The organism is Desulfonatronum thiodismutans (assembly GCF_000717475.1).
Taxonomy (GTDB): Bacteria; Desulfobacterota; Desulfovibrionia; order Desulfovibrionales; family Desulfonatronaceae; genus Desulfonatronum; species Desulfonatronum thiodismutans.
The window spans coordinates 424,058-450,847 of sequence record NZ_JPIK01000005.1; the positions used below are offsets into that span (position 1 = coordinate 424,058).

General features: G+C 57.8%; 25 protein-coding genes and 1 other RNA gene. 24 read left to right on the plus strand and 2 right to left on the minus strand.

What is annotated here, in order from left to right:
* Positions 1-6: 6 nt before the first annotated feature.
* From GY33_RS0105345 to cydB, 23 genes are all read left to right on the plus strand, one after another.
* Positions 7-291 (plus strand): HPr family phosphocarrier protein, encoded by a 285-nt coding sequence (locus GY33_RS0105345; RefSeq protein ID WP_031386348.1) that lies wholly within the window; start codon positions 7-9, stop codon positions 289-291.
* Positions 291-2,069: a phosphoenolpyruvate--protein phosphotransferase gene (gene ptsP / locus GY33_RS0105350; RefSeq protein WP_031386349.1), complete on the plus strand. Its 1,779-nt coding sequence runs from the start codon at positions 291-293 to the stop codon at positions 2,067-2,069. The genes GY33_RS0105345 and ptsP overlap by 1 nt, the downstream gene beginning before the upstream one ends.
* Positions 2,069-2,524 (plus strand): SsrA-binding protein SmpB, encoded by a 456-nt coding sequence (gene smpB, locus GY33_RS0105355; protein ID WP_031386350.1) that lies wholly within the window; start codon positions 2,069-2,071, stop codon positions 2,522-2,524. Before ptsP ends, smpB begins: the two co-directional genes overlap by 1 nt.
* A 13-nt stretch (positions 2,525-2,537) precedes the next feature.
* A complete protein-coding gene (locus GY33_RS0105360; protein WP_031386351.1) occupies positions 2,538-3,911 on the plus strand; it encodes an FAD-binding oxidoreductase in 1,374 nt (457 codons plus the stop codon).
* A 145-nt stretch (positions 3,912-4,056) separates the two neighbouring features.
* Positions 4,057-5,250 carry a (Fe-S)-binding protein gene (locus GY33_RS0105365; RefSeq protein WP_084184791.1) on the plus strand — a complete coding sequence of 398 codons (1,194 nt, stop codon included), beginning with the start codon at positions 4,057-4,059 and terminating at the stop codon, positions 5,248-5,250.
* Between the two features lie 111 nt (positions 5,251-5,361).
* Entirely contained in the window at positions 5,362-7,872 is a 2,511-nt protein-coding gene (gene secA, locus GY33_RS0105370) for a preprotein translocase subunit SecA (protein WP_031386353.1), read from the plus strand.
* A gap of 97 nt (positions 7,873-7,969) precedes the next feature.
* Positions 7,970-8,245, plus strand: coding sequence for a type II toxin-antitoxin system Phd/YefM family antitoxin (locus tag GY33_RS0105375; protein ID WP_031386354.1), 276 nt, complete (start codon positions 7,970-7,972; stop codon positions 8,243-8,245).
* Complete coding sequence (locus tag GY33_RS0105380; RefSeq protein WP_031386355.1) at positions 8,235-8,489, plus strand: Txe/YoeB family addiction module toxin; 255 nt, start codon at positions 8,235-8,237, stop codon at positions 8,487-8,489. The genes GY33_RS0105375 and GY33_RS0105380 overlap by 11 nt, the downstream gene beginning before the upstream one ends.
* Before the next feature lie 54 nt (positions 8,490-8,543).
* On the plus strand, positions 8,544-9,035 hold the full coding sequence (locus tag GY33_RS0105385) for a YajQ family cyclic di-GMP-binding protein (protein ID WP_031386356.1): 492 nt from the start codon (positions 8,544-8,546) through the stop codon (positions 9,033-9,035).
* Between the two features lie 19 nt (positions 9,036-9,054).
* Complete coding sequence (locus tag GY33_RS0105390) at positions 9,055-9,630, plus strand: CDP-alcohol phosphatidyltransferase family protein (protein WP_035271310.1); 576 nt, start codon at positions 9,055-9,057, stop codon at positions 9,628-9,630.
* Between the two features lie 312 nt (positions 9,631-9,942).
* Positions 9,943-11,313, plus strand: coding sequence for an outer membrane homotrimeric porin (locus GY33_RS0105400; protein ID WP_031386358.1), 1,371 nt, complete (start codon positions 9,943-9,945; stop codon positions 11,311-11,313).
* A gap of 335 nt (positions 11,314-11,648) precedes the next feature.
* A complete protein-coding gene (gene glmU / locus GY33_RS0105405) occupies positions 11,649-13,067 on the plus strand; it encodes a bifunctional UDP-N-acetylglucosamine diphosphorylase/glucosamine-1-phosphate N-acetyltransferase GlmU (RefSeq protein WP_051822314.1) in 1,419 nt (472 codons plus the stop codon).
* Between the two features lie 44 nt (positions 13,068-13,111).
* Positions 13,112-13,288 carry a hypothetical protein gene (locus GY33_RS21210; protein WP_153304578.1) on the plus strand — a complete coding sequence of 59 codons (177 nt, stop codon included), beginning with the start codon at positions 13,112-13,114 and terminating at the stop codon, positions 13,286-13,288.
* 7 nt (positions 13,289-13,295) lie between these two features.
* Positions 13,296-13,592 (plus strand): cell division protein ZapA, encoded by a 297-nt coding sequence (gene zapA / locus GY33_RS0105415; protein WP_031386360.1) that lies wholly within the window; start codon positions 13,296-13,298, stop codon positions 13,590-13,592.
* A gap of 3 nt (positions 13,593-13,595) precedes the next feature.
* Positions 13,596-13,777, plus strand: a non-coding RNA gene (gene ssrS / locus GY33_RS20315) — 6S RNA.
* Positions 13,778-14,036: 259 nt separating this feature from the next.
* The gene (gene rny, locus GY33_RS0105420) at positions 14,037-15,596 is read left to right on the plus strand and encodes a ribonuclease Y (protein ID WP_031386361.1); all 1,560 of its coding nucleotides are present in this window, start codon (positions 14,037-14,039) and stop codon (positions 15,594-15,596) included.
* 14 nt (positions 15,597-15,610) lie between these two features.
* Positions 15,611-16,834, plus strand: coding sequence for a tyrosine--tRNA ligase (gene tyrS / locus GY33_RS0105425; protein ID WP_051822315.1), 1,224 nt, complete (start codon positions 15,611-15,613; stop codon positions 16,832-16,834).
* A gap of 20 nt (positions 16,835-16,854) precedes the next feature.
* A complete protein-coding gene (locus tag GY33_RS0105430) occupies positions 16,855-17,715 on the plus strand; it encodes a 4-hydroxybenzoate octaprenyltransferase (protein WP_031386363.1) in 861 nt (286 codons plus the stop codon).
* Positions 17,716-17,770: 55 nt separating this feature from the next.
* The gene (locus GY33_RS0105435) at positions 17,771-18,325 is read left to right on the plus strand and encodes a hypothetical protein (protein ID WP_031386364.1); all 555 of its coding nucleotides are present in this window, start codon (positions 17,771-17,773) and stop codon (positions 18,323-18,325) included.
* A gap of 67 nt (positions 18,326-18,392) precedes the next feature.
* A complete protein-coding gene (gene uvrA, locus GY33_RS0105440; protein ID WP_031386365.1) occupies positions 18,393-21,152 on the plus strand; it encodes an excinuclease ABC subunit UvrA in 2,760 nt (919 codons plus the stop codon).
* 116 nt (positions 21,153-21,268) lie between these two features.
* Positions 21,269-21,670 carry an RrF2 family transcriptional regulator gene (locus tag GY33_RS0105445; RefSeq protein WP_031386366.1) on the plus strand — a complete coding sequence of 134 codons (402 nt, stop codon included), beginning with the start codon at positions 21,269-21,271 and terminating at the stop codon, positions 21,668-21,670.
* 71 nt (positions 21,671-21,741) lie between these two features.
* A complete protein-coding gene (locus GY33_RS0105450) occupies positions 21,742-23,118 on the plus strand; it encodes a cytochrome ubiquinol oxidase subunit I (RefSeq protein ID WP_084184792.1) in 1,377 nt (458 codons plus the stop codon).
* Positions 23,119-23,165: 47 nt separating this feature from the next.
* Entirely contained in the window at positions 23,166-24,191 is a 1,026-nt protein-coding gene (gene cydB / locus GY33_RS0105455; protein ID WP_031386368.1) for a cytochrome d ubiquinol oxidase subunit II, read from the plus strand.
* 125 nt (positions 24,192-24,316) lie between these two features.
* On the opposite strand, the gene GY33_RS0105460 is transcribed toward cydB, so the two are convergent.
* Both GY33_RS0105460 and GY33_RS0105465 read right to left on the minus strand, forming a co-directional pair.
* Positions 24,317-25,276, minus strand: coding sequence for a helix-turn-helix domain-containing protein (locus GY33_RS0105460; RefSeq protein ID WP_031386369.1), 960 nt, complete (start codon positions 25,274-25,276; stop codon positions 24,317-24,319).
* 77 nt (positions 25,277-25,353) lie between these two features.
* Positions 25,354-25,980 carry a flavodoxin family protein gene (locus GY33_RS0105465; protein WP_035271314.1) on the minus strand — a complete coding sequence of 209 codons (627 nt, stop codon included), beginning with the start codon at positions 25,978-25,980 and terminating at the stop codon, positions 25,354-25,356.
* Positions 25,981-26,376: 396 nt separating this feature from the next.
* Here GY33_RS0105465 and GY33_RS20320 point away from each other — a divergent pair, with 396 nt between their 5' ends.
* Positions 26,377-26,664, plus strand: a complete 288-nt coding sequence (locus tag GY33_RS20320) for an acylphosphatase (protein WP_084184795.1) — start codon at positions 26,377-26,379, stop codon at positions 26,662-26,664.
* Positions 26,665-26,790 lie beyond the last annotated feature (126 nt).

A 26,790-nucleotide genomic window follows, 5' to 3' on the forward strand; every position in this document is an offset into this window, starting at 1 on the left:
GACTGTATGGAAACACTTGATGTGGTGAGTCGGAAGGTCTTCGTGGCCAATGAGCTGGGGCTGCATGCCCGTCCGGCGGCTCGTCTGGCCCGGGAGGCTCAAAAATATTCGTCGCGGATCACCCTGCTTTCTCAGGAGCAGGAGGTGGACGCCAAGAGCATTCTTGATCTGTTGACCCTGGCCTTGGGGCCGGGGTGCGCCGTGGAATTGAAGGCCCAGGGAGAGGACGCCCAGGCGGCCCTGGAGCAGCTCGAGCAGTTGTTTCTGAACCGTTTTGAAGAGGAGCGCTAGTGGCTCTCCATGTAATCCAAGGAATTCCCGTCTCCACCGGCGTGGCCCTGGGGCGGGCGTTTTTTCTGAATCGCGGCCGAGCCCGTAACATCCCGCGCCATAACATTCCGGACGGCGACGTGCAGGGCGAGCTGTCCCGAGTGGAGCATGCCTTTTCGCGGGCTTTGGTCGAACTTGAGGATATTCAGGGCCGCGTGCCCGCGGAATTGCTGGAGCACGCCCGGATCATCGATTCGCACATCATGATGCTCCAAGACCCCAAGCTGCTGGAATCGGCCAAGGCTTACATCCAGAGCATGCAGTTGAACGCGGAGTGGGCCTTGGAAAAGGCCGTGGCGGACATTGAAACGGTTTTTCGCAGCATTGAGGACGCCTACATCCGGGAACGGATTCAGGACGTCCGCCTGGTGGCGGGCCGGGTTCAGCAGCACCTGCTGGGCGAGTCCGGGAACAGCCTGCGGTCCATTAACACCCGGATCATTCTTTTGGCTCACGACCTTAGCCCGGCGGACACGGTGGAGTTGGAAGTTGGCAAGATCATGGCTTTCGCCACGGTCACCGGGGGCAAGACCTCGCACACCGGAATTCTCGCCCGGGCCATGCAGATTCCTGCCATCGTCGGCGCCCCCGACCTGGAGGAGTCCATCCAGGACGGGCAGTTGATCATTATCGACGGCCTGCAAGGGCGGATCATCGTCGAGCCGGACGAAGAGGAGTTGGCCAGCTTCACGGATTTGAAATACCAGTTCGAGGAGTACCAGGCCGGAATCAACCGCTCCAGCCATCTGCCCGCGGAAACCATCGACGGCTACCGGGTCAAGGTTTTCGCGAATATCGAGCTACTGGAAGAGGTCTCCTCGGTACTGGGCAACGGCGGCGAGGGGGTCGGGCTGTACCGCACCGAGTATTCCTATCTGAACCGGCTCAAGCTGCCGGACGAGGAGCAGTTGCTGGAAGAGTACCAGGATCTGGCCTCGATCATGTTTCCCGGCAAGGTGGTATTGCGCACCCTGGATGTGGGCGCGGACAAATTCATGAACCATTTCGGCGGCCTGGATGAGGCTAATCCGGCCTTGGGTCTGCGGGCGGTGCGGTTCTGTCTGCACCATATGGACCTGTTTCGGGTCCAGTTGCGGGCCATATTGCGGGCCAGCGTCCACGAGAACATCTCCTTGATGTTTCCCATGGTGTCCGGGTTGGGCGAATTGCGCCAGGTCAAGTCCGTGTTCAACAGCGTGCGGATGGAACTGAAGAAGGAAGGGTTGAAGTACAATCCGGAAATGCCCGTGGGGATCATGATCGAGTTGCCTTCGGCCATGATCACGGCGGACATCCTGGCCACTGAGGTGGACTTCTTCAGTATCGGAACCAACGACCTGATCCAGTACAGTTTGGGCATCGACCGGACCAACTCCTTTGTCTCCTATCTCTATCAACCGCTGCACCCGGCCCTGATCCGGATGATCAAGTACGTAGTGGACGCCGGACACCGGGCCGGGATCGAGGTGAGCATCTGCGGGGAAATGGCCGCGGACCCCTACTGCATTCCGGTGCTCATGGGCATGCATGTGGACTGCCTGAGCATGAACCCCCAGGCCGTGCCGGTGATCAAGCATATCATTCGCCAGGCGACCATGGAGGAGTGCAAGGCCCTGCTTAAGGACGTCCTGGCCAGCAAAACCGTAGGAAGGAACAACAAGCTGGTCAAGGACAGCATTTTTCGCCGCCACCCCAGTGAACTGATGTTTTACTCTTCCCTGCTGGACGAGGGGTACTGATGAAACCGAAAAGCGACGGAACCCGGCTGATCGGCCAGAACAAGAAAGCCCGCCACGAGTACGAAATCCTGGAAACTCTGGAGGCCGGCTTGGCCCTGATGGGCTCGGAGGTGAAATCCTTGCGCGACGGCAAAGTCAGCTTCAAGGACGGTTACGTCCGGTTGAAGGACGGCGATGCGGTACTGGTAGGCGTGCATATCGCCCCGTACGCCCACGCCGTGCATACCGGACACGAACCGGAACGACCGCGTAAATTGCTCCTGCACCGTCACCAGATCGACGCCTGGAGCGCCAAGACTGCCCAGAAGGGCCTGACCGTGGTGCCGTTGAAAATGTACTGGAAGGCCGGACGAGCCAAGGTCGAAATCGGCCTGGCCCGAGGCAAGAAATACCACGACCAGCGCGAGGATCTCAAACGCCGGGCCATGGATCGGGATCTGGCCCGGGAGATGTGATTTTCATACCCTTATGTCCCTAACTCCCACCCAACGCGCCTTTCTTCGCGGTCAGTTTCCCGGCGACGACTATTTAGAGCAGCCGGAAGCGACCTGCGTGTACGGGGCGGACGCCAGTCGGCGGTTCGCTTTGCCGTGGGCCGTGGTGCGTCCCCGGACGGTGGAGCAGATCAAGGAGCTTCTGACCTGGGCGCATCGGGAAGAAATTCCGCTGTTTCCCCGGGCCAGGGGGACCAACGTGGTGGCCGGGTGCGTGCCCCGGGGCGGAGGGGTGGTGGTGTCCTGTCTGGCCCTGGACCGAGTGGACATCCAGGAAGACGACTTCACGGCCGAGGTGGGGCCGGGGGTGGTCACCGGGGCCTTTCAGTCTCAGGTTCAGAGCCGGGGCTTGTACTATCCTCCGGACCCGGCCAGCGTGCGCTTTTCCACCCTGGGCGGCAACGCGGCCACCTGCGCCGGGGGGATGCGGGCCGTGAAGTACGGCGTGACCCGGGACTACGTTCTGGGCATCGAGGCCGTGCTGCCCGGCGGGGAGCTGATCCACACCGGGGCCCGGACGCACAAGAACGTGGTCGGCCTGGACCTGACCCGCCTGCTGGTGGGCTCCGCCGGGACCCTGGCTTTTTTCACCAAGCTGACGCTCAAGCTGTTGCCCCTGCCTCCGGCCCAGGCCTCGCTGATGGTCGGTTACCGGTCCCTGGACGACGCGCTGGCCGCGTCCCGGGCCGTGTTCCGGGCCGGGATTCTGCCCGTGGCCATGGAATTGATGCCCGAAGAGGTCCTGGACTGCGTGGCTCGAATCGCCGATTCTCCTTGGAATGATCGGACCAAGGCGGTCCTGTTGCTCAAATGCGACGGGCGTCCGGAAGGGTTGCTGGAGGAACTGGCCTTGATCCGGAGCGCCTTGGAAGGGCATGCTCCGGTATTTGTTGAGGAGGGCCGGAATGCTTCGGACGAGGAACGGCTCTGGGAGGCGCGGCGCTTGATCAACCCGGCCTCCTTTCGTCTGGCCCCGGACAAGATCAGTGAAGACGTTTCCCTGCCCCGGGGCAAGGTGGCCGAAGGCATTCTGGGCATCCGAGACATCGGTCGGGCCCACGATTTGCCGATCCTGACCTTCGGCCACCTGGGCGACGGCAACATCCACGTAAACATCATGCACGACGCCTCGGACGAGAACCAACTGGAGCATGCGTTCCAGGTCCGGGACGCCGTGCTGGAACTGGTGCTCCATTTGGGCGGCGTCCTTTCCGGAGAACACGGCCTGGGCCTGACCAAGCGCGGTTGGCTGCATCGGCAGGTCGGCCCGGTGGAGCGCGGCCTGTTCTCCCTGATCAAGCGGGCCTTTGATCCTAAGGGAATCATGAACCCGGGCAAGGCGTATTGAGTCTCCCGTTGTCCACACTCCTTCACAATTGCGCCAAGGCAGATTTTTTTCGAGCCGCTGGCGCTCTGGATCGTGATCGAAATCGAAATCGTGATCGAAATCGATTTCTGGTAACTTTCCGATTTCGATAGCGATTTCGATTTCGATGAGAGAACAGATTCGGCCTGCCAATCGCGCGGCACCATACCCCACGAACTCGGGCGCTTCGACGCGGCCGTGCATTCTTTGCGGCAAGTGTCTGGACGTCTGTCCGTTGTTTGCGGCCACGGGGCGGGAGGAGTTGAGCCCTCGGGGCAAGTCCTTTTTGATCCGCCAGGCACTGGAGGAGGGCAATCTCCATGATCCGGCCGCGGCCAGCAAACTGCTGGGGCTGTGCCTGGGGTGCGGACGGTGCGCGGATGGTTGTCCTCAAGGCCGAAATCTTCCGGAACTGCTGCGGGAGGAGAAGGCCGGTCATCCGGGGTGGCAGGCCTGGGTCTGGCGGACCTGGATCACCCAGGCCAAGAGTCTTTGGCCGCTGGTGGGCCGCTGCGCGGGGTTGCTTCCGGAACAACTCGGTGCCGGGATGATGGATGCGCCGCGGGCCTTGGTGCGTCGGCCTTCTCGGGAGCGGACATCCGGTGGCTTTGAGCGGGTTGCCGACGAAGCTGTTTTGCCCGGGAACGCCGTGCTGTTCCCCGGATGCACGGCGCGATTCGCCAGACCCTGGTGGGTGGAAAGCGCAGTGCGGATGCTGGGGGCGGCGGATGATCGGCTGAAAGGCTTCCCGGATTGGCAATGTTGCGGTTTTACGGTGGCTCAGGCAGGATTACCCGGTTTGAACGACGAAATGCGGTCTCAAAATGTGGTCTTGTGGAGGGAACGGGGGCGACCTGCGCTGCTCACCATCTGCGCCACATGCACTACGGCTTTGCATGATTACACGAAGTCAAAGGACCTTTTTCAGGACGACCGGGAGCGACTGGCCTGGGAAGCCGCGGTTCAGCCTCTGAGCGGCCTGGTCGATCCGCAAGACTTTCGCGCTGGAGGAGACGGAACGGTCCTCTACCACCGCCCTTGTCACGCTCCAAATCCAGACCCGGATGCTGCTTTTTTGCGCGGCGTGTTCGCGACACGGCTGATTGCCGAGGCCGAAAACGCTTGCTGCGGGATGGGCGGCGTGATGCGACTCAGCGCCCCAGGCTTGTCCTCCCAGGTAGCGGATCGGTATTGGAGTCTAGCGCCTGAACAAAGCGAACTCACCGTGAGCACCGGGTGCAGCGGTTGCGCGATCCAACTCGCGGCCACGGCCCCCCAAGGCGTCGAGGTCGCGCACTGGTTGGAGTTGTTTGAAGGGTGATAGCGGCTACGGTCAGGAATCATCGATTTCGATACCGATCCAGAGTGCCCGTGCTTCGAGAACACAAATGCCCTGCGTCCAGGGCTTTCGCGGAATACTAAGGAGAAATGCATGTTCAATTTTATCGTCAAGAAAGTAATCGGCTCCAAGAATGAGCGGTATCTGAAAAAGCTCAAGCCGATGGTGCAGACCATTAATGGCCACGAAGAACGGATGCGCGGGCTCAGGGACGACGACTTCCCGGTCAAGGTTCGGGAATGGAAGGAGCAAGTCCAGAACGGGCGTTCTCTGGACGATTTATTGCCCGAGACCTTCGCCTTGGTGCGCGAGGCTTCCTGGCGAGCCTTGAAGATGCGACACTTCGACGCCCAGTTGATCGGCGGGATGGTCCTGCATCACGGCAAGATCGCTGAAATGAAGACTGGCGAGGGCAAGACCCTGGCCGCGACTCTGCCTGTGGTGCTTAACGCTCTGGCCGGCAAGGGCGTGCACGTGGTCACGGTCAACGACTACCTGGCCCGCCGCGACGCGGAGTGGATGGGGCAAATCTATCGTTTTCTTGGTCTGGAGGTCGGGGTGATCCTCCACGGGTTGACCGATCCCGAACGCCAAACGTCCTACAACGCCGACGTGACCTACGGCACGAACAATGAGTTCGGCTTCGATTACCTGCGGGACAACATGAAGTTCCGGATGGAGCACCTGGTCCAGCGGGACCTGTTTTTCGGGATCGTGGACGAGGTGGACTCCATCCTGATCGACGAGGCCCGGACCCCGCTGATCATTTCCGGTCCGGCCGAGGACTCCACCGGGCTGTACATGCAGATCAACGCCCTGATTCCCAAACTGAAGAAGGAAGAGCATTTCACGGTGGACGAGAAGCTGCGCGCCATCCTGCTCACGGAAGAGGGGGTGATGCGCTGCGAAGAGCTGCTCAGCCTGGAAAACCTCTACGACCCGCAAAACATCCGCTTTCAGCATCACATCCTGCAGGCCCTCAAGGCCCACCATCTTTTCAAACGTGACGTGGACTACATCGTGGGCGACGGGCAGGTGGTCATCGTTGACGAATTCACCGGCCGGACCATGCCCGGTCGCCGCTACAGCGACGGGTTGCACCAAGCCCTGGAAGCCAAGGAATACGTCAAGATTCAGGCAGAAAACCAGACCCTGGCCTCCATCACCTTCCAGAACTATTTCCGGATGTACGACAAGCTGGCCGGGATGACCGGAACCGCGGACACCGAAGCAGTGGAGTTTAAGGAAATCTACAACCTGGACGTGGCGTCCGTCCCCACCCATCGGCCCATGGTCCGGGAAGATCATCCGGATATGATCTACAAGACCCAGGACGACAAATATAAGGCCATCGCCCAGGAGATCAGCGAACTCCACCGCAAGGGGCAGCCCGTGCTGGTGGGTACGGTGTCCATCGAGAAGTCCGAAATCGTGGCCAAACTGCTCAAGCGTCACGGGGTTCCGCACAGCGTGCTCAACGCGAAGAACCACGAGAAAGAGGCCGAGATCGTGGCCCTGGCTGGCCATAGCGGACAGGTGACCATTGCCACGAACATGGCCGGACGCGGTACGGACATCGTGCTCGGCGAGGGCGTGGTGGACCTGGGAGGGCTGCACATCATCGGCACGGAGCGCCATGAAAGCCGACGCATCGACAACCAGTTGCGCGGACGAAGCGGACGTCAGGGCGATCCGGGCAGCTCCCGGTTCTACCTAGCCCTGGACGACGACCTGTTGCGGCTGTTCGGCTCGGACAAGATCGCCGGGCTGATGGGGCGGCTGGGATTGCAGGAGGGCGAGGCCATCGAGAACCGGATGGTCTCCCGGGCCATTGAAAACGCCCAGCGCAAGGTGGAGGCCCACAACTTCGAGATCCGCAAACAGCTTCTGGACTTCGACAACGTCATGAACCAGCAGCGGGAAGTGATTTATACCCAGCGTCGGGAAATCATGGCCAGCAAGGACCTGGAGGAGATGGTCGAGTCTTTTGTCCACGATCTGGTGGAGGACATCTACGCGCCGGTGCAGGACAAGGACGCGGACGACGAGGCTCGCCAGGAAGTCCGGGCCCGGCTGGGCGAGATTTTCGGGTTGGGACGGGTTCATCCTCTGCCCGAGGACAAACTGCCCGGTCAGGACGAAACCGTGGAGCTGATCCGGGGCGTGCTCGACAAGCTCAAGACGGACGCCCCCCAGCATTACCAGGAGATTCTGCGTTATTTTCTGCTGGACAGCCTGGACCGGGACTGGAAAGAGCATCTGCTGAACATGGACGGCCTGCGCGACGGCATCGGCCTGCGCGGCTACGGCCAGAAAGACCCCAAGCAGGAGTACAAGCGCGAGGGCTTCGAGTTGTTTCAGGCCATGCTGCACCTGATAAAGGAACACACTCTGCGCAACCTTTGCCACCTGCGTCTGAACGTGGTCCGCGAGGAACAGTTCCAGCACGAGGAAAAGCCTCTGAAACTGCAGTACTCCGGCTCGGAACAAAAAGCCCCGGCCAAGGAGCCCGTCCGTCGGGACCAGCCCAAGGTTGGTCGAAACGATCCCTGCCCCTGCGGCAGCGGCAAGAAACACAAGAAATGCTGCGGGGCCGCGGGGTAGAGCGGGACAGGTGTCGTTGGCTCTTGATTTCCTGACCGGACTGTTTTCCTGTTTGCCATCAAGATAATCTGGCTGAATTGAGGAGAGGTGACGTTATATGGAAGCCATCAGCTATACCCGGTTTCGCGGTGAGATTGCCAAGATTATTGACCGTGTCGTTGAAGATCATGAGGCAATTATCGTCACTCGGAATACTGAACCTGGGGTCGTTATATTGAGCCTGGAGGACTATGAAGCCCTTCAGGAAACAGCCTATCTGACCAGGTCTCCGGCGAATGCACGGCGGTTGGTAGATGCTTTGGACCAATTGCGACATGGAAATAAATCCGTTCATTCGTTGGATGATATTGCCGAGTTGGCTCATGATCATTGAGTGGGTGGATCATGCTTGGGATGACATGATATATTGGGCTGAAAACGATAAGAAAGTTTTGGCTCGTATCATGAAGCTGCTTGAAGATATCCGAAAAGATCCTTTTTCTGGATTGGGGAAGCCAAAGGCTCTGAGAAATAACCTTTCGGGGTATTGGAGTCGGAGGATTAACTCCGAGCACAGGCTGGTGTACAGAATCCATGATGGGAAATTGCAGGTCATCATGGCTAGGTATCATTACTAAGCGAACTAGCATGAATCAATAGATATTCCCTGTTTCACCAGGAGGAAATACGAAATGCCGTCATTCGATATCGTGAGCAAGGTTGATTTGCAGGAAGTGGACAATGCCGTGAACAATGTCCGCAAAGAGTTGGATACGCGGTTTGACTTCCGGAACGTGAAAACGGACCTGGATTTGAATCGCAAGGAAAAAGTTCTGCATGTGGTCACCGGGGACGAGATGAAGATGCGGGCCATTCAGGATCTGCTCAAGGTGCACTTCACCCGGCGAAAACTGGACCCCAGGAGCATGGAGTTCAAGGAACTGGAGGCCACCAGTCAGGGCCGGGTGAAGATGGACATCCTGATCAAGGAAGGCATTTCCAAGGACACGGCCCAGAAGATCGTCAAGCTGATCAAGGCGCAGAAGCTGAAGGTTCAGCCCGCGATTCAGGATGAGCAGGTTCGGGTCACCGGCAAGAAGATTGATGATTTGCAGGCCGTGATCAAGCTCCTGGACGCTCAGGAACTGGACGTGCCCTTGCAGCATGTGAATATGAAAAGTTAAAAAAGACCGGAGCCGATCCATGCGCCCATCCAGCAACTGGACCATCCCTAATGTCATCACCATTTTCCGGATCGTTCTCGTTCCGGTGTTCGTAATGATGTTCATTGATCAGCGGTTTGGCGCGGCGTTGCTGATTTTTCTGATCGCCGGGATGAGCGATGGACTGGACGGCTTCTTAGCCAGGGTGCTCAAGCAACGCTCGCAACTCGGCGCCCTGCTGGACCCCATCGCGGACAAATTACTGCTGATCACGGCGTACTTCTGCCTCGGATTCGTGGGGCTGTTGCCAAGCTGGCTGGCCGTACTGGTCATCAGCAGGGACATGATGATCATCGGCGGCATGGCCCTGCTGCATTTCTGGGGCGTGGACGTCCGGTCGCGGATTCACCCGACGTGGTTGAGCAAATTCAACACCTGCGGACAAATCGCGCTGATCGTCGCCGTCCTGGCCAAGCACTCCTTCGGCCTGCCATGGCATGGCCTGATCCAGCTTCTCGTGGCAACAGTCACCATGAGCACGATACTTTCCGGCGCGCACTATATTTATATAGGTCTTGGACACTTCCCCGGCGAAGGGGAGAAGCGTGTCGAGTAGGGGCGGGTTTNNTTGAAACCCGCCCCTACGGCAGGCCGCATGGTGGATAAAGTCCCCTCTGTGGGACAGATGCCGACACCAAAGTGTCAACCAATTTTGAACCATACCCGGAATCCTTATTTTTAGCGGAGCGAGAGTTCAAGATTTTGGCGGGTAAAAAAAATTATATTTTCCGTCAAAAAAATGATTTTTTCGCTTGACATCTTTGTTCGGACGGGCATAGAAGGTTTCCACCTGACGAAGGAAGGAAGTCTTCGTTGCGGCAATGGTTGAATGCGGAAGGTTTGTTGTGAATTTCAAAAGGAGGAAGGTATGAAAAAGTTAGTCGTTTTGGCCGTTTTGGCCGCCTTCATTCTCGGTACCGCGGGCTTCGCCTCCGCTATCGAGTTGAATGCAAAAGGAAACTGGCGGGTGCACTTCAACTATCTGAAGAACACCAATGATTTTGATGGCGATTCCAAGTATGACAAGTTTCAGGCCATGCAGCGCGCTCGGGTGCTGTTCGAGTTCATCGCCAGCGAGAACCTGAAAGGTGTGTTGCACTTTGAAATCGGCAACCAGAGCTGGGGTAATCAAGGGCATGGTGCTGCATTGAATGCCGACGGCGTCAACGTGAAGACCAAGAACGCCTTCATCCAGTTCGCGATTCCCGGTACTCAGGCTGCCGTGAAGGCCGGTATCCAGGGCTTCGCTCTGCCCAGCACCTACGGTTCTCACATCCTGTCCGCCGACGTGGCTGCCTTGGCCGCCATCATTCCGTTCAACGACATGATGGGCTTGACCGTGGCTTGGGCTCGTCCTTACGACCTCACCCAGGGAACGGCTAATGCCAAGATTGAAGACGAAGTTGACGTCTTCGCCGCCGTGCTGCCCATTTCTTTGGACGGCGTTAAGTTGAATCCCTTTGCCGTGTACGCTCGCTGGGGCAAGGATTTCCTGAACGGCGCTTTCGGCGCTAATGCTGATCCGAATCCCTTCAAGAACGCCAATCAGTGGTTCGCCGGCTTGAATTTTGCCGTGGACATGCTGGACCCCTTCGTTATCAAAGGTGATTTCAACTACGGTTCCGTCAAGCTGACCGACAACTTCAAGGCTTCCGGTTTTATTGCCGACGTCGCCTTGGCGTACAAGATGGACATGATGACTCCCGAAGTATACTTCCTGTACGAGACCGGTGAAGATTCCAAGTATTCCCGTGGTGGTGACAGCAAGCGGATGCCCACCATCGGCACGGACGGCACCTCCTGGGCCCCGACTTCCTTCGGCATGGTCGGCTCTTCCTTCGGCGGCGGCACGGACGGCATCATGCGCGGCTTTATCGCTGATCTGCCCGGTGCCAGCGATCTCGATTCCTACTGGGCCACTGAAGGCACCATCGGTATGTGGGCCACTGGCGTGAAGTTGGGCGACATCACTTTTGTTCAGGATCTGAGCCACACCCTGGGCTTCATGTTCGCCAAGGGTACCAACGACACCGCCAATGCTAACTTGTTCACCAAGGACGACAAGTACTACGAAGTCACCTTTGATCATAAGTACCAGATCTACGAAAATTTGTCCCTCCTTGTTGAAACGGCTTGGGGCAAGATGGATCTGGACAAGCTGAATGTCGGCAAGTCCCGCGAAGATCTGGCCAAAGACAGCGCTTGGAAGTTGGCCGCTGGCTTCAACTATCGCTTCTAGTCGAACACGACTCGACGCATTCACCACCGCATAAAAAAGGCCGGGGCATTTGCCCCGGCCTTTTTTATTATGGGCCATGGCCGACGGCCCTTCACGTCATTCCGCCAAGTTGCCTGCTGTCTGGGGCAAGTACCTGAAATCAAACATTATGGTTTGATTGCCATGCCTCTGTTTGATCGGTTGCCTGATTCCAGCCTCACGTGTAGGAGGGAATGGGAGAGGCGGCTAGGGTCAGCCGTCGTTTTTCTTCAAAGGAATTCACAGGAGATGGTCCGGTCCAAAGGGCTTAAGGTTTGGCGCGCAGCGATCACGCTATGTGAACCAACGAGGAGATTATGCAAGCGGTTCAATCTTTTTCAGCCTTGGTTTTGGCGGCGGGCAAAGGGACGCGGATGCATTCCGACAAGCCCAAGGTGCTGCACACCCTGCTGGGTGAACCCATGCTGTGGTATGTCCTGGAGGCTGTCAGACCTTTAGCGGGGGACAGTGCGTACACAATCATCGGCCACGGCGCGGAATTGGTTCGAAAGCAGTTTCCGGAGGAACGGTTCATTCTTCAGGAAGAACAGTTGGGGACCGGACATGCCGTGCTTTCGGCTTGGCCCGCTATTCTGGCCGCGAATCCCCGCTGGTGTCTTGTTATCAACGGAGATACGCCGCTGATTGACGGTGTGATGCTTGAACGGTTCTGCGCGGCCATGATGCATGATGAGGTTGATCTGGCCTTCGTGACGACAACCCTGGAAGACCCTTTGTCCTACGGGCGGGTTGTGCGCGACGGTTCCGGATTGGTTAGCGGGATCGTCGAAGCCAAGGATTTTGACCCGAAACTCCATGGAGAGCCCACAGGCGAAATCAACGCCGGAATTTACTTGCTGCGCGTTGCAACCATGGGGCCGCTGCTTTCCAAAATTTCAGCCGACAACAAGCAGGGCGAGTACTATCTGACCGATCTCGTGGACCTTGCTGTACGCGGTGGTCTGCGGGTGGGGACCTTCAATGCCGGGGATGTCGGCGATTCTTTATCCTGTATGGGGGTGAACAGTCCCCTGGAGTTGGCTGATTCCGAAGATGTGCTTCGTCGCCGAGCTGTTCAGGCTTTGCTGCGAGGCGGCGTGACGATCCATTTGCCCGATACCGTGAGCATCGGTCCGAGGGTGCTGGTGGAGCCCGGTGCGGAGATTTTCGGCCCCTGTGAGTTGTGCGGCGCTGTTCATATTTGCCGGGGAGCGGTCCTGGAGTCCCATACCTGGGTCAAGAATTCCAGTATCGGCTCCGGTAGCGTCGTCCGTTCCTTTTCGCACCTTGAGGGAGCCACTGTGGGTGAAGGCTGCGTCGTGGGCCCGTATGCCCGCTTGCGACCGGACGCGGTTCTGGAAACGGGTGCGCGAATCGGAAATTTCGTGGAGATGAAAAAGGCCAGGTTGGGCAAGAATGCCAAGGCCAGCCATTTGACGTATCTTGGAGACGCCGAGGTTGGAGAGGGTGCAAACATCGGTGCCGGGACTATCACCTGCAACTACGACGGGAAGCGCAAGCACCTCACTGAAATCGGACCGAGAGCCTTTATCGGCAGCAATACCGCGCTGGTGGCTCCGGTCAGGATCGGGGCCGACGCCCTGGTGGGAGCAGGCTCGGTGATCACCAAGGACGTTCCGGATGCCTCCTTGGCCGTGGCCCGCGGGAAGCAGCAGTGCTTCGCCAGGCGGCAGACGGAAGAGCCGGGCACTCAAAACGAAAAGCGTTCGGGTTAAATTATTTCTTGATCATTACTGTCTTTCCAGGATATGTGAAGCGCATGGACATACTCACTCAGTTCGAAGAGAAAATTGACCGACTGTTGCAACGGATTCAATCCGTTGAAGATGAAAATCTTCGCCTCTTGGAAGAGCTGGAGGCGGAGAAAAAGCAGAAGCAGGAAGTTTTGAGTCGGATTGACAACCTCTTGAAGAAAATTCAAGAAGCGGCTATTTAATTTGCTCATGCCCAGTCATACCATATCAGTCTTGGGGTTGGAATTGGCCTTCAAGGCTGATGCGGATCAAGCCCAGGTCGTTGCCGCCAGAAAGGAGATTGAAGAGCGGTTCACCGTGCTGAAAAAACAGGGCAAGCATATGAGCAAGGAAAAACTCCTGGCGTTTTTAGCGCTGGGACTAGCGGATGATTATCTCCTGACATGCAAAAAATTGGGGCAGTTGGAGACAAAGCTGGAAAAATTGCTTCACCGGATGGATCAAGACGATAGTGCCGGGAATAATATTGATACACAGTCGGAATAATTTAATCCCCTGGAAGGTTCGTGATCATCGAGTACTTTTTTGAGCCAATATAGTCCCAACGGGAGCCGCTTCCAACCGGGCGGTGCGCAGACCCAGTCACCTGGGGAGCCTGAAGTCCGGACAGTGGCGCCCACCTTGCATAGCAAGGTTCAAAGAAGCTCATGACACGGCTTTCCGGGGTTTACAACGATGCACAAGCCTGTTGTTTCTTCGATATTGCTCCGTTCTCCACAACCTTCGGCTTGTCGACGTTCCCATCCTTCCAGCCTCCCCCGAAACACCCGGTTTCGGCTTTTTGATCTCCCCCGATCCATATGACGCCACAATCGTGGCGGCCTATGCTATGCATGCAGGCGACGTCGTCCCCTTTGATGGCGGGTGCGATAGCGTTTGTGCGGCCCATTGATGGAATGGGCGAGATGATTTGGAAAAGGGGAAAATCCCATGTCGATAGAGAGCGTTTTCATATTGCTTTTCGGCTTGTTGGCCGGAGGAGCCCTGGCCTATGTGGCCCAGCGGCATATCGCCGGTACGAAGGTCAAGGAGGCGGAAGAACTGTCGGGAAAAATTCTGGAGGAGGCCCGGAAAGAGGCCCAAGTCCAGAAGAAAGAGTTCCTGCTCCAAGCCCAGGATGAAATTTTTCGGCGCAAGAAGGAACAGGAGCAGGAGTATCGGGACCGGGAAAGTGAACTGAAAAAGCAGGAAAGTCGGCTGCAGGAAAAGGAAGAGCGTCTAGAACAGAAGTTGGAAAAGGCTTCTCAGAAGGAGAGCGATGTTGTTCACCTGGAGAAGAGTCTCATCCAGAGGGAGCGGGATTTCGCGGTCCAGGAGGAACGCTTGGCGGAGATGACCCTGACGCAGCAAAAGCGGCTGGAGGAAATTTCCGGGCTGACCGTTGAGGAGGCCAAAAAGCGGCTGATGGAAGAGATCGAGAGTCAGGCTCGCCACGAATCGGCCAAGACGTTGCGCCAGATTGAAAGTGAAACCAGGGAAAGCGCCGACCGTAAGGCCAAGGAAATTTTGGCCACGGCCATTCAACGCTATGCCGGAGAGTTCGTCACTGAACAAACCGTTTCTTCAGTGGCGTTGCCCAGCGAGGACATGAAGGGGCGGATCATCGGGCGGGAAGGTCGCAACATCCGCGCCCTGGAGGCGGCCACGGGCGTGGACTTGATCATTGACGACACTCCGGAGACCGTGATTCTTTCCGCGTACAGTCCCTTGCGCCGCGAGGTGGCCAAGCAATCCCTGGAACGGTTGATCAGCGACGGACGAATTCATCCGGCGCGGATTGAGGATATCGTCAAGAAGGTCGAACAGGAAATGGACGTCAAGCTCCGGGAGTGGGGCGAACAGGCCACCTTCGACGTGGGAGTTCACGGCATCCATCCGGAGATTATCCGTTTGTTGGGCCAGTTGCGCTATCGGACCAGTTTTTCCCAAAACGTTCTGCAGCATTCCCTGGAAGTCGCCTTTGTCTGCGGAATCATGGCCGCTGAACTCGGCCTGGACGTGAAGAAGGCCAAACGGGCGGGCCTGCTGCACGATATCGGCAAGGCCGTGGACCATGAAGTGGAGGGCCCCCACGCCACCATCGGCGCGGATCTGGCCAAGAAATACGGAGAAGGCAAGGACATCGTCCATGCCATCGCCGCTCACCACGAGGAAGTCCCGCCTAAAAGCGTGATGGCCGTATTGGTGCAGGCGGCGGACGGCCTTTCCGGGGCCAGGCCCGGGGCGCGCAAGGAGTTGTTGGAAAATTACGTCAAGCGCCTGGAGGACCTGGAAGGAATGGCCACGGGCATGGAAGGCGTGTCCAAGGCGTTCGCCATTCAGGCCGGACGAGAGTTGCGGGTCGTCGTGGAGTCGGACCTGGTGGACGACGACAAGACGTTTTTGCTGTGCAATGATCTGACCAAGAAAATCGAGCAGAATCTGACCTATCCCGGACAGATTCGGGTCACCGTGATCCGTGAGCGGCGGGCGGTGGGGTATGCCAAATAATCAAAGGCCATAACATGAGTTGCAAGGAAGAGTGCTCTAAAAGGGTGGTGACCAAGGCCGAGTTGGAGCAAATCCAGCGCGGAACGGTGGAAGTCATCGACCTGGATGAACTGAAGACCAAGATCGGGCGCGGCAAGCCGTTACGCGTCAAGGCGGGATTCGACCCCACGGCCCCGGACATCCACCTCGGCCACACGGTGCTGATTCAAAAGCTGAAGCATTTTCAGGAACAGGGCCATGACGTCACTTTCCTGATCGGAGATTTCACGGGCATGATCGGCGACCCTTCGGGCAAGTCCGAAACCCGCAAGACACTGACCCGGGAGGCTGTCCTGGCCAACGCCGAGACCTATAAGCGCCAGGTATTCAAAATTCTCGATCCGGACAAGACTACGGTTACCTTCAATTCACGTTGGATGGACGCCTTCAACGCGGCGGATTTCGTTCGGCTCTGTTCGCACTACACCGTGGCTCGGATGCTGGAGCGGGAAGATTTTTCCAATCGCTACGCATCGGGCAAGCCCATCGCCATCCATGAGTTCCTCTATCCCCTGGTTCAGGGTTACGATTCCGTGGCGTTGCAGGCGGACGTGGAACTGGGCGGCACGGACCAGAAGTTCAATCTGCTCATGGGACGGACGTTGCAACGGGACTATGGCCAGGAGCCTCAGGTCATCCTGACCGTGCCGATTCTGGAAGGCCTGGACGGCGTGCAGAAGATGAGCAAGTCGCTGGGCAACTACATCGGCATTGAAGAGCCGGCCGGTGACATGTTCGGCAAGGTGATGTCCGTCTCGGATCAGCTGATGTGGCGCTACTACGAGTTGTTGTCCGACCGCTCCCTGGCCGAGGTGGCCAGGCTGCGAGGAGACGTGGAGCAGGGCCTGCTGCATCCCAAACAGGCCAAGGTCGATCTGGCCCTGGAGTTAGTGACCCGGTTTCATGGCGCGGATCAGGCACGGGCCGCCCAGGACGCCTTTGAGCGGGTTTTTGCCAGGAAGGAAAATCCCGAAGACATGGATGTTTTTCAGGCGAGTCACGGCCCTGAAAGTCGCCTCCTGGCCATCCTGGACACGGCGGGCCTGTGTCCGTCCCGAGCCGAGGCCAAGCGCCTCTGCCGTCAGGGGGCCTGCACCGTGGACGGCGAGAAGCACCACGATCCCGAGCAGGTTCTGGAACCGGGAGAGTACGTGCTGAAGGTCGGGAAAAAACGATTTTTGCGGGTTGTCGTCAGGTAACCGTCATTCATCGTACCATTATGAACATCTTCTGGCATCGATTGCGGCTGGTCTTGGCCATGGTCAAGATCGAACATTCTGTTTTCGCCCTGCCCTTTGCATATTCCGGCGCATTTCTGGCGTCCGGCGGCTGGCCGGGGTGGCGGGTGTTTTTGTTGCTGACTTTGGCCATGGTCATGGTCCGTTCCTTTGCCATGGCCATGAACCGCATTCTTGATCTGCGCTATGACCGAATCAACCCTCGGACCCAGTCCCGGCAACTTGTGACCGGGGAGTTAAGCGTCCGGTTCACGTTCCTTTTCGCCCTGGGTACTGCCCTGGTTTTCGTGTTGGCCTGCGCCGGGCTGAACACCTTATGCCTGATCCTGTCCGGCCCGGCCTTGCTCTGGTCCGCCGCGTACAGTCTGACCAAACGCTTCACCTGGTTGTGTCATTTCTTCCTGGGTTCGGTCTTGGGGCTGGCACCCGTGGCCGGATGGATCGCCGTTGATCCCCAGTTCGCGCTTCCGGCTGTGCTTTTGTTTTTCGGCGTGCTGTTCTGGGTGGCCGGCTTTGATATTTTTTACGCGGCTCAGGACGTGGAGTTCGACCGATCCCACGGCCTGCATTCCGTTCCCGCCGCCTTCGGCCTGGACTCGGCCTTTGCCCTGGCCGGATTCAGCCACGCCCAGGCGGCCCTGTTTTTTCTCCTGGCCGGTCTTGCCGCATCCCTGGGGTGGTTGTACCTACTGGCCTGGGCCATTGTCGCCGTAGTCCTGTTCTGGGAGCATCGCCTCGTCTCCCCCAAGGACCTCAGTCGGCTGAACATGTCGTTTTTCACCTTGAACGGCGTGGTGGCGGCGTTATTGTTTTTCGGAGTTATGGTGGATCTTGCGTTTTGAGATGGTCCGCTGACGCGGGAGATTTTTTTCAATTACCGGATGAAAAGGAGTTGTCATGAAACTGAATGCTGGGGATTGCACGTTGTACAGCGGCGGAGCTACGGGCGCGGAAGCGGAATTCGGGGCCATGGCCGAGCGGTTTGGTGTCGCGGAGGTGAATTTTACCTTTGAAGGACACCAGATTAGCCGGTCCCGGGGCATGAGGGTCCTGACCCAGGAGGAGTTGCGACGCGGGGACGTCAGCATGACCTACGTATCCCGACTGCTGAACAGAACCTACTCCAACGCTCCAATCATGCGCAAAGTTCTCCAAACCATCTGGTACCAGGTCAACAACGGCATGGAAATCTACGTCATCGGCAGCATCCAGGAAGACGGCACGGTCAAGGGCGGTACTGGTTGGGGCTCCGAATTCGCCAAGATCTGCAACAAGCCGCTCTTTGTATTCGACCAGGCTAAAAACGGCTGGTTCCGCTGGGAGCAAGCAGCCTGGAATCCCCAGGACACCCCGGCCATTGCGAACATCCATTTTACTGGAACCGGGACACGATTTTTGGAAGAGAGTGGAAAGAAAGCCGTGGCGGAGTTGTTTGAACGTTCGTTCGGGTGATTTATTTTGAGCCAAGGGTAATTCTCAAGATTAACAAGGCCCCTCGCGGGCCTTTTTTCATTGTCTTATGACTGAATCCGCTATTCATATTGAAGGTGCTCGCCAACACAACCTAAAGAATCTGTCCCTGGACATTCCGCGGGACAAGCTGGTGGTAGTGTGTGGGCCGTCCGGTTCGGGAAAGTCCACCTTGGCTTTTGACATCATCTATGCTGAAGGGCAGCGCCGCTACGTGGAGTCGCTTTCGGCCTACGCTCGGCAGTTCCTCCCGCAGTTGGATAAGCCCCAGGTTGACAAAATCGAGGGCCTGTCTCCGGCTATCTCCCTGGAGCAGCAGACATTGACCCGCAACCCCCGGTCTACCGTGGGTACGGTGACTGAGGTCTACGATTATTTGCGGGTGTTCTACGCCCGGCTGGGCCGGATGAGCTGTCCAAAGTGCGGACAAGCCATCGAGGCGCGCAGCCAGGATGAAATCATTCAGACTATCCTGGGGTTGTCGGCACAGACAAAGTTTTTGCTACTGGCCCCCCTGGTGGAAAACCAGAAGGGCACGCAGCAGGATCTGATGCGTAAGCTGAAGGCACAGGGATTTGTGCGGGTGCGCGTGGATGGGGCGGTCTTGCCGTTGGAGCCGCTTCCGGAAATCACCAAGAATCAGCGCCACACCTTGGAACTGGTGGTGGATCGCCTGGTGGCGGGGCCAGAGATACGTCACCGTCTCGCGGATTCCCTGGAACTGGCCCTGAAGTACGGCAAGGGCCGGATTTCCATTCAGGTCGTAGATGGGGAAGAGATGGTTTTCAGCACCACTTCGGTCTGCACCCGGTGCGACATCAGTCTGCCGCCGCTTTCGCCGCAACTCTTTTCCTTCAACAGTCCCCAGGGAGCCTGTCCGACCTGCTCGGGGATCGGCAGCGTGGAGTACTTTGAGCCGGATTTGCTGGCCCCGAACAAAGGTCTGAGCCTGCGCCAAGGCGGGATCATCCCCTGGCGCAAGCCATCGTCCTTGGCAAGGTATGCCGAGGGACTGCAACGGTTAGGCCGGGTGCATGGGTTTACTTTGGATATGGCCCTGGCCGAGTATCCTCCGCAAGCCTGGGAAGCCCTTTTTCACGGCGATGAAGACGTGTCCTGGGAAGGAGTGGTTCCGCTTCTGGACCGGGGGCATCAGGTGCTTGGGCCGGTCTGGCGGGACGAACTGTCCCGGTTTCGGCAGAACCGCCCCTGCCCGGCTTGCGGAGGCGCTCGTCTGAAGCCCGAGGCCTTGGCCGTCCGGGTCGAGAAACTGAATATTTATGAGTTTTGCGGCCTGCCCGTGGTTCGAGCCCTGGAGTGGCTGCGCGACCGGAGTTTTGTCGGGCAGCAGGAACTGATCGCCGGCCCGCTGCTCAAAGAGTTGGTTCATCGTCTGGATTTTTTGGTCAGGGTGGGGTTGGAGTACCTGAGCCTGGCTCGGACCATGTCCACGCTCTCCGGTGGAGAGGCGCAACGAATCCGACTGGCTGGCCAACTGGGTTCGGGTCTGGTGGGCGTGACGTATGTCCTGGACGAGCCGAGCATCGGTCTTCATCCTCGGGATAATGCCCGATTGTTGTCGTCGTTGCGGGACTTGCAGGAGCGGGGCAACACCGTGCTGGTGGTGGAGCACGATGAGGCCACGATCCGTACCGCGGACCATGTCTTGGAGCTGGGACCCGGATCCGGAGCCTTGGGGGGGGAATTGGTCTTCCACGGCACGGTGGACGGGCTGCTAAGCTGCAAGGATTCTCTGACCGGTAAATACTTGCGTGGAGATCTCGTCATCGCCGGGCCTGAGAAGCGCCGAAAGGGTGAGCACGCCCTGACCTTGTATGGGGTGCGCACGAACAATCTGCGTGATCTGGACTGCGCCATCCCCTTGGCCGCACTGGTTTGCGTGACCGGAGTTTCCGGATCGGGCAAAAGCTCCCTGGTGGTGGACTCCCTGTACAAGCACATTGCCTTGGCCAGAGGGATCAAGGTGGATACGCCGGGCAAGATCGGGGGCATAGAGGGCCTGGAGCGGGTGGAAAAAATCATTGCCATTGACCAGACTCCCATCGGCCGTACGCCACGTTCCAACCCGGCCACCTACACCAAGGTCTTCGATGAGATCCGCAAAATTTTTTCCACCACGGTGGAAGCCCGCAAGCGCGGCTATACTCCGGGGCGGTTCAGCTTCAACGTGCCCGGAGGCCGCTGCGAAGCCTGTCAGGGGGATGGGCAGATCCGGGTGGAGATGCACTTTCTTCCAGACGTGTTCGTGACCTGCGAGGTCTGCGGCGGCCAGCGCTACAACCGTGAGACCTTGGCCATCGAATACAAGGGCCTGAACATCGCCCAGGTTCTGGACCTGACCGTGGCCGAGGCCCGCCGTTTTTTTACCAACTATACGGCCCTGGAGCGTCGTCTGGAGGTACTCCAGGAGGTCGGGCTGGAGTATTTGCGTCTCGGCCAGCCGGCCACGACCCTGTCCGGCGGAGAGGCCCAGCGGATCAAGATTTCCCGGGAGTTGGGCAAGCGCAGCCTTCCCGGAACCTTGTACATCCTGGACGAGCCCACCACCGGCTTGCACATGCATGAAACCGGCAAGCTGATCCACGTTCTGCAACGGCTGGTGGACAGGGGTGCGTCCGTGGTGGTCATCGAGCACAATCTGGATGTGATCTGGGCCGCGGACCATGTCATTGATCTGGGCCCCGGCGGTGGTGACGCCGGCGGTCGCATCGTTGCCAGCGGCACACCTGAGCAGATCCGGGATGATCCGGATTCCGCAACCGGTCAATTTTTAAGAGATATACGGTGAAGGGCTCACGCTTGAGGATATCAACGCGGACCTTGTTGACAAGGCTCCGTGCGCTCTATATAGGACAAAAAAAATCGCATTTATCTTTTATTTTGTAGGGAGGAGACACATAAATCATGATGTTGACCAAGGCCGGAGAGTACGCTGTGCGCTGCATGATCTACCTGACCACGGCCGGCACAGGGAGTGTTGTAGCCCGGCGGGATATTTCCGAGGCCATGGATATCCCGGGCCCGTTTCTGGCTAAGATTGCCCAGGAATTGGCTCGGGCCGGATTGATTCAGATCGTTCAGGGCGCGCGAGGTGGCTATAGGCTGCTCAGGGCTCCGGAGGAAGTGACGCTGCTGGACGTGGTTGAGGCGGTTGAAGGGGAAATTTTTTTGAACGAGTGCATTTTCCGTCCAAACGGTTGCGGGCGAAGCGATTTTTGCGGCGTGCATCAGGTCTGGCAGAAGGCCAGGGCGGGCCTGCGGCAGACATTGAGCGTACCGCTGTCCGAATTGAAGGGCAATTGCTGACCACTCTTGCCGACAATAGTGGCAAAGACGATATGACGGTTTGGATTTTTCAACTATAAGGAGGCTTGGTAATGGACGTATTGTTGTTGTCGCGACTGCAGTTCGCCTTCACAACCTTTGTGCACTTCATCTTCGTGCCGTTGACCCTGGGGTTGTCGCTCCTGGTGGCGTACATGGAGTTCAAGTGGGTGCGCACCGGGGACGAGGTGTACAAGCGGATGGCCAAGTTTTGGGGGAAACTCTTTCTGATCAACTTTGCGTTGGGCGTGGTCACGGGAATCGCCCTGGAGTTTCAGTTCGGGACTAACTGGGCGCGCTATTCCGCCTATGTCGGAGACATTTTCGGCTCCTTGCTGGCCATTGAGGCTACTTTGGCCTTCTTCCTGGAGTCCACGTTCCTGGCGGTCTGGATTTTCGGCTGGAATCGGCTGTCCCCCAAGCTGCACAACGCCAGCATCTGGCTGGTGGCCTTGGCGGCCAATCTGTCGGCGTTCTGGATTCTGATGGCCAACGGCTGGATGCAGAATCCCACGGGATTCGTGCTGCGCGGCGACCGCGCCGAACTGGAGAGCTTCGCGGCCCTGGTAACCAACCCCTTCGCTTGGCAACAGTTTTTTCATGTCCTTTTTTCAGCGTATGTACTCAGCGGGTTTTTTGTTCTGGGCATTTCGGCCTGGCATCTGGCTCGGGGCAGCAACGTGGATTTTTTCAAGCGTTCTTTTCAAATCGCCGCTCCGTTTACCCTGGTCTTCGCCCTGGCTCTGGTGGTGCAGGGGCACCACCACGGCTCCACCGTGGCCAAGTATCAACCTGCCAAGCTTGCGGCCATGGAGTCCCACTGGGACACCATGACCCAGGCTCCCCAGTATCTGTTCGTGATTCCGGATCCGGCCAACGAGCGCAATCTGGTTGAAATTTTGCCTGTTCCCGGCGGTTTGTCCATGCTGGCCTATCATTCGTTCGACGCGGAAGTGAAGGGGTTGAGGGACTTTCCCGAGGAAGACCGTCCGCCGGTACTGCTGACCTTCGCCTCCTTCCGGACCATGGTCGGACTGGGGTTTCTCTTTCCGGCACTGGCTGCGTGGGTCTGGATCCGCCGCAAGAACCCTGAGTCATCCCCCAGACTGCTGCGTATTCTGCCCTGGGTGATCCCTTTGCCTTACATGGCCATCCAACTGGGTTGGATCGTGGCCGAGGTGGGGCGTCAGCCCTGGATCGTGAACGGGATCATGCGCACTGAGGACGCCGTTTCCGCAGGCATAAGCCTTGGCCAAGTCGGTTTTTCGCTCATTCTTTTTGGCTTGATTTACGGATTACTGGTGGCGGTGGATGTCTACCTCTTGATGTATCATGGACGAAAGGGCCCCAAGTCCTCCGGGGGCAATAAGATCGCGGCGGCTGAATCCGAGTCCGGCTTTTCCGCGCGTCCCGAGGGAGCCTCGGCCTGATCCGGTCGGCATGATTCGAACCCAATCGACCATCAAGGAGAATCGATATGTTGGAAATCACGTGGTTTATATTGTGGGGTGTACTCTGGGCGGTCTATTTCGCCCTGGACGGATACGACCTGGGGATGGGCACGCTGATGCCCTTTCTGGCCAAGGATGAGCGGGATCGACGGATCATGTACAATGCCGCCGGCCCATTTTGGGATGGCAACCAGGTTTGGTTGATCACCGCGGGCGGGGTCACCTTCGCGGCCTTTCCGGCCACGTACGCCGCCTTGTTTAGCGGCCTGTACACCGCTTTGATGCTCTTGTTGTTCGCCCTGATCCTGCGCGGAGTGTCCTTCGAGTTCCGGCGTAAGGTGGATAGCGAACGCTGGCGCAAAGTCTGGGATTTCTGCCACGTAGCGGGCAGCTTTTTGCCGGCCCTGCTGCTGGGTGTGGCGTTCGCGAACATTTTCCAGGGCATTCCGCTCAACGCCCAGGGGATCAATGAAGGTGGGCTGCTGGATCTGCTCAACCCCTACGGGTTGCTGGGGGGCGTCTTATTCGTGCTGATGTTCTCCCTGCACGGGAGTTTATGGCTGGGCGTCAAGTCCGAAGGGCCCATCGCGGACCGGGCCGCGGCCATGGCCGAGAAGCTGTGGCTGGCCCTGATGGTCGTGGTGGTCCTTTTCTTGGTGATGACCGCCTTCGCCACCAGTCTTTTCGATAACTACCTGAACAACCCTCTCTTGTTCGTCGTGCTGCTCCTGGCCGTGGTCGGACTGGTCCAGGCCCGCGTCTTCCTGGGCAAGCGGTCCATGCTTATGGCCTGGGGGGCTTCGGCGGTGAGCATCATCAGCGTGACCCTCTTCGGAGTGATCGGCCTGTTTCCGGCGCTTTTGCCCTCCAGCCTGGATCCGGCCTACAGCATGACCATCGCAAACTCCGCGTCGAGCCAACTGACTCTGAAGATCATGCTGGGCGTGGTCCTGGTGTTCGTGCCTCTGGTCATCGCCTACCAGGCGTGGCTGCACATCACCTTTGGACACAAGATCACGGATGCGGATCTGGAGTACGAGGAAGCCTACTGATAGAGGTCGTCCTCTAACGCTTCATCCAGAAGTGGACGGTGAAAACCGTTTATGGGATCGAAGCGAACCGCCCTGGTTGAAAATTCAGCCAGGGCGGTTCTCTTTTAACGATACAGGTTGAGGGGTTAATTTCGGTCTATTGGATACGTTTTGACCAGAACATCCGTGCCATCGGAGCCCGTGACCACGAACTGAACCCGGGACACATCGTCCAGATTTAATTCCGGAGGTAAGTGCAGGCGCGTGGAAACGGGGCGGAAATTGCGGATGCTGAACCGGGGGATTTCCTCGTTGCCCAGGGCCGGAAAGGTGTGGTCGTCCTTGCTGATGAAGGATATGGAGATAGATCCGGAAATGAGATCGTTGGAAAGATTGCGGATATCGAAGTCCGCACGAAGGTTCCCTGGTCTGCGAGTCAAACGCATATTGTCCAGCTCGACCATTTGCAGATTCATGTCCGGGTGAACCGTTGGAGCTTCGTCAGAGTCTTGAGCTTGCTCTTGAACCGCAGCCTGTTCCTGGGCAACTGTCGGCGAGGCTGGTGCCTCAGTAAAGGCTTCATGTGGTGCCGCCACGTTTTCGGCCTGCTCCTGATGCGGCTTCGAGGTGGAGGGCCACGTTGGTTGCACGGCTTGGAGCTCAGGAGGCTGGGACGGAGAATCCGGTGAGACGGGGGGCGTGTCCGAGACCTGTACGCTCCCATTGTTCGAGCTGAACTGGAGCAACGCAATTCCTCCCCCCGCCAGGACGATTAGCGCGAGGGCGGTGAGCCCGATTTTCCATCCCAAAGGCGACCTCCGGGCGACGGGCAAGCTCTGTGGGGGGGACCACATGGCATTGCCGCTCACGAATCGCACTTCGCCCAGGGCGTTGTCGACCACTGATTGATCAAGCTTTAGAAAGCGAGCGTAATTTCGAATAAACCCCTTGATGTAAACCGGATTCGGCAAAGGGGTTTCATCACCTTCTTCAATGGCCTCCAAAGCGGAGGTCCCGATTTTGGTAACTTTGGCCGCGGCCGGGAGTTCCACGCCCTGCCGCAAGCGTTCCTCCCTGAGAAGTTTTCCAATTTCCCGCAAGTCCATGCATATCCTCCAGACGGATTGTTTTGAGGTGTTGCCAATTTGGGTTACGTAGAGCCTTTTTCGGCAGAAATGAACCGCTAGCCCGAAGTCTCTTCACCTGAGGCAACGGTCGGTGGGAAGTCGGCCTGGTGCGGTTTTATGGCCTTGCCCAGCCAGTCGATGGTCCGGCCGAGGTGCCGCATGTTTTGCAGGCCTTCCGCGTCCTGGAGTACATCTCCTTTGTTCAGACCGAACCCCAGATTCCAGTAAGATGAGCCTGGAACGATCATGGACGACATCAAAAACATGTGGTTGATGGTGTCGAAGACGTGCGTTCCCCCTCCTCGGCGGACCGCGACTACGGCGGCCCCTATCTTGCCTTGCAACGCGCCGCCGTTGGCCAGGCTGACCAGACCGAGGCGATCAAGCAGAGCCTTCATTTCTGCGCTGACGTCGGTGAAGTAGGTCGGAGATCCGAAAATCAACGCATCCGCGGTCCAGACCTCGGCCAGGACGTCGTTACAGTCGTCCTTGGTCACCGCGCAACGCAGATCCTTGTTTTCGAAACACTTGTAACAGGCGATGCAGCCGCCGATTTTTCCTCCTCCGACCTGAAGCAGACGGGTCTCCCAACCGGCTTGCCCAAGCGGGTCCAGAACATTACGCAAGAGGATTTCCGTGTTTCCACCTTTCCTGGGACTTCCATTTACGGCTAAAGCCTTCATCTGTTCATTCTCCTTTGGGTCTGTTTTACCACATCCAACAAGATAAATCCGTGGATGAAAGATTTGAAAAGGTAGCCTTTTTCCAATTGCGTGACCAGCGGTACGGATGGTTGATCTCGCGTGGTTTTCTTGTTTATTGTTAATTGTTTCAGTGTGTTGACAGGGTTTAGGTTTTTGAGAAGTAACGGACTCAATGATGCCTGGTGATTGTCGATGTAGAGGCAAGTGGCAAGGCATGTTCAGGGCCAGGTGCGTTCGGAAAGGATTTACATTGCTTTGGACGTTGGCTAAGAAAATAACATGAGCAGAAAGGCAAGAGGTTTGAACCAAGAATGAGTTCTTCGGCCACCAGTGTTGACTGGTATGGTAAACCGTTTAGCTCTGAGGAGGACGACAATGACTCGAAGTCTCAATTGTGTTTTTGCCGGCAAGTCCGCAAGTGCGATTCCAGGTGGTGAGTTCAAGGAATGGATTGTGAACGAAGCTAAAAATCTTGCTATCACCGGCTGGGTCCGTAGCCTGCACGATGATCGCCACGAAGTCCTGGCACAAGGTTCCGAAGAGAACCTCGAGAAATTCCGTGCCCATCTTCTTCAGGGCCCGCCCCTCAGCAAGGTGGAGAATCTGGAATGCAAGTGGATCGAATATGAAAAGACATTTTCTTCCTTTGAGCTTCGACAGTAGGTTCTTAAGGGTAATGGTCCCGGTGGCCTGAAGTTGCCGGGGATAATGCGGAAAAGCCGGCCTCATTGAGTCGGCTTTCTCTTTTTAAAAGCCGATTTTATCACCTGAATTCATTGGTGAAAAAAT

Coding starts and splice junctions, on each gene's coding strand:
- GY33_RS0105435 (WP_031386364.1), top strand. CDS start 17,771: ATGAAACTGAATGCTGGGGATTGCACGTTGTACAGCGGCGGAGCTACG.
- GY33_RS0105380 (WP_031386355.1), top strand. CDS start 8,235: ATGATCATTGAGTGGGTGGATCATGCTTGGGATGACATGATATATTGG.
- GY33_RS0105375 (WP_031386354.1), top strand. CDS start 7,970: ATGGAAGCCATCAGCTATACCCGGTTTCGCGGTGAGATTGCCAAGATT.
- tyrS (WP_051822315.1), top strand. CDS start 15,611: ATGAGTTGCAAGGAAGAGTGCTCTAAAAGGGTGGTGACCAAGGCCGAG.
- cydB (WP_031386368.1), top strand. CDS start 23,166: ATGTTGGAAATCACGTGGTTTATATTGTGGGGTGTACTCTGGGCGGTC.
- smpB (WP_031386350.1), top strand. CDS start 2,069: ATGAAACCGAAAAGCGACGGAACCCGGCTGATCGGCCAGAACAAGAAA.
- glmU (WP_051822314.1), top strand. CDS start 11,649: ATGCAAGCGGTTCAATCTTTTTCAGCCTTGGTTTTGGCGGCGGGCAAA.
- zapA (WP_031386360.1), top strand. CDS start 13,296: ATGCCCAGTCATACCATATCAGTCTTGGGGTTGGAATTGGCCTTCAAG.
- rny (WP_031386361.1), top strand. CDS start 14,037: ATGTCGATAGAGAGCGTTTTCATATTGCTTTTCGGCTTGTTGGCCGGA.
- uvrA (WP_031386365.1), top strand. CDS start 18,393: ATGACTGAATCCGCTATTCATATTGAAGGTGCTCGCCAACACAACCTA.
- GY33_RS21210 (WP_153304578.1), top strand. CDS start 13,112: ATGGACATACTCACTCAGTTCGAAGAGAAAATTGACCGACTGTTGCAA.
- GY33_RS0105365 (WP_084184791.1), top strand. CDS start 4,057: ATGAGAGAACAGATTCGGCCTGCCAATCGCGCGGCACCATACCCCACG.
- GY33_RS0105385 (WP_031386356.1), top strand. CDS start 8,544: ATGCCGTCATTCGATATCGTGAGCAAGGTTGATTTGCAGGAAGTGGAC.
- GY33_RS0105430 (WP_031386363.1), top strand. CDS start 16,855: ATGAACATCTTCTGGCATCGATTGCGGCTGGTCTTGGCCATGGTCAAG.
- GY33_RS0105450 (WP_084184792.1), top strand. CDS start 21,742: ATGGACGTATTGTTGTTGTCGCGACTGCAGTTCGCCTTCACAACCTTT.
- GY33_RS0105390 (WP_035271310.1), top strand. CDS start 9,055: ATGCGCCCATCCAGCAACTGGACCATCCCTAATGTCATCACCATTTTC.
- GY33_RS0105400 (WP_031386358.1), top strand. CDS start 9,943: ATGAAAAAGTTAGTCGTTTTGGCCGTTTTGGCCGCCTTCATTCTCGGT.
- secA (WP_031386353.1), top strand. CDS start 5,362: ATGTTCAATTTTATCGTCAAGAAAGTAATCGGCTCCAAGAATGAGCGG.
- GY33_RS20320 (WP_084184795.1), top strand. CDS start 26,377: ATGACTCGAAGTCTCAATTGTGTTTTTGCCGGCAAGTCCGCAAGTGCG.
- GY33_RS0105460 (WP_031386369.1), bottom strand. CDS start 25,276: ATGGACTTGCGGGAAATTGGAAAACTTCTCAGGGAGGAACGCTTGCGG.
- GY33_RS0105345 (WP_031386348.1), top strand. CDS start 7: ATGGAAACACTTGATGTGGTGAGTCGGAAGGTCTTCGTGGCCAATGAG.
- GY33_RS0105445 (WP_031386366.1), top strand. CDS start 21,269: ATGATGTTGACCAAGGCCGGAGAGTACGCTGTGCGCTGCATGATCTAC.
- GY33_RS0105360 (WP_031386351.1), top strand. CDS start 2,538: ATGTCCCTAACTCCCACCCAACGCGCCTTTCTTCGCGGTCAGTTTCCC.
- GY33_RS0105465 (WP_035271314.1), bottom strand. CDS start 25,980: ATGAAGGCTTTAGCCGTAAATGGAAGTCCCAGGAAAGGTGGAAACACG.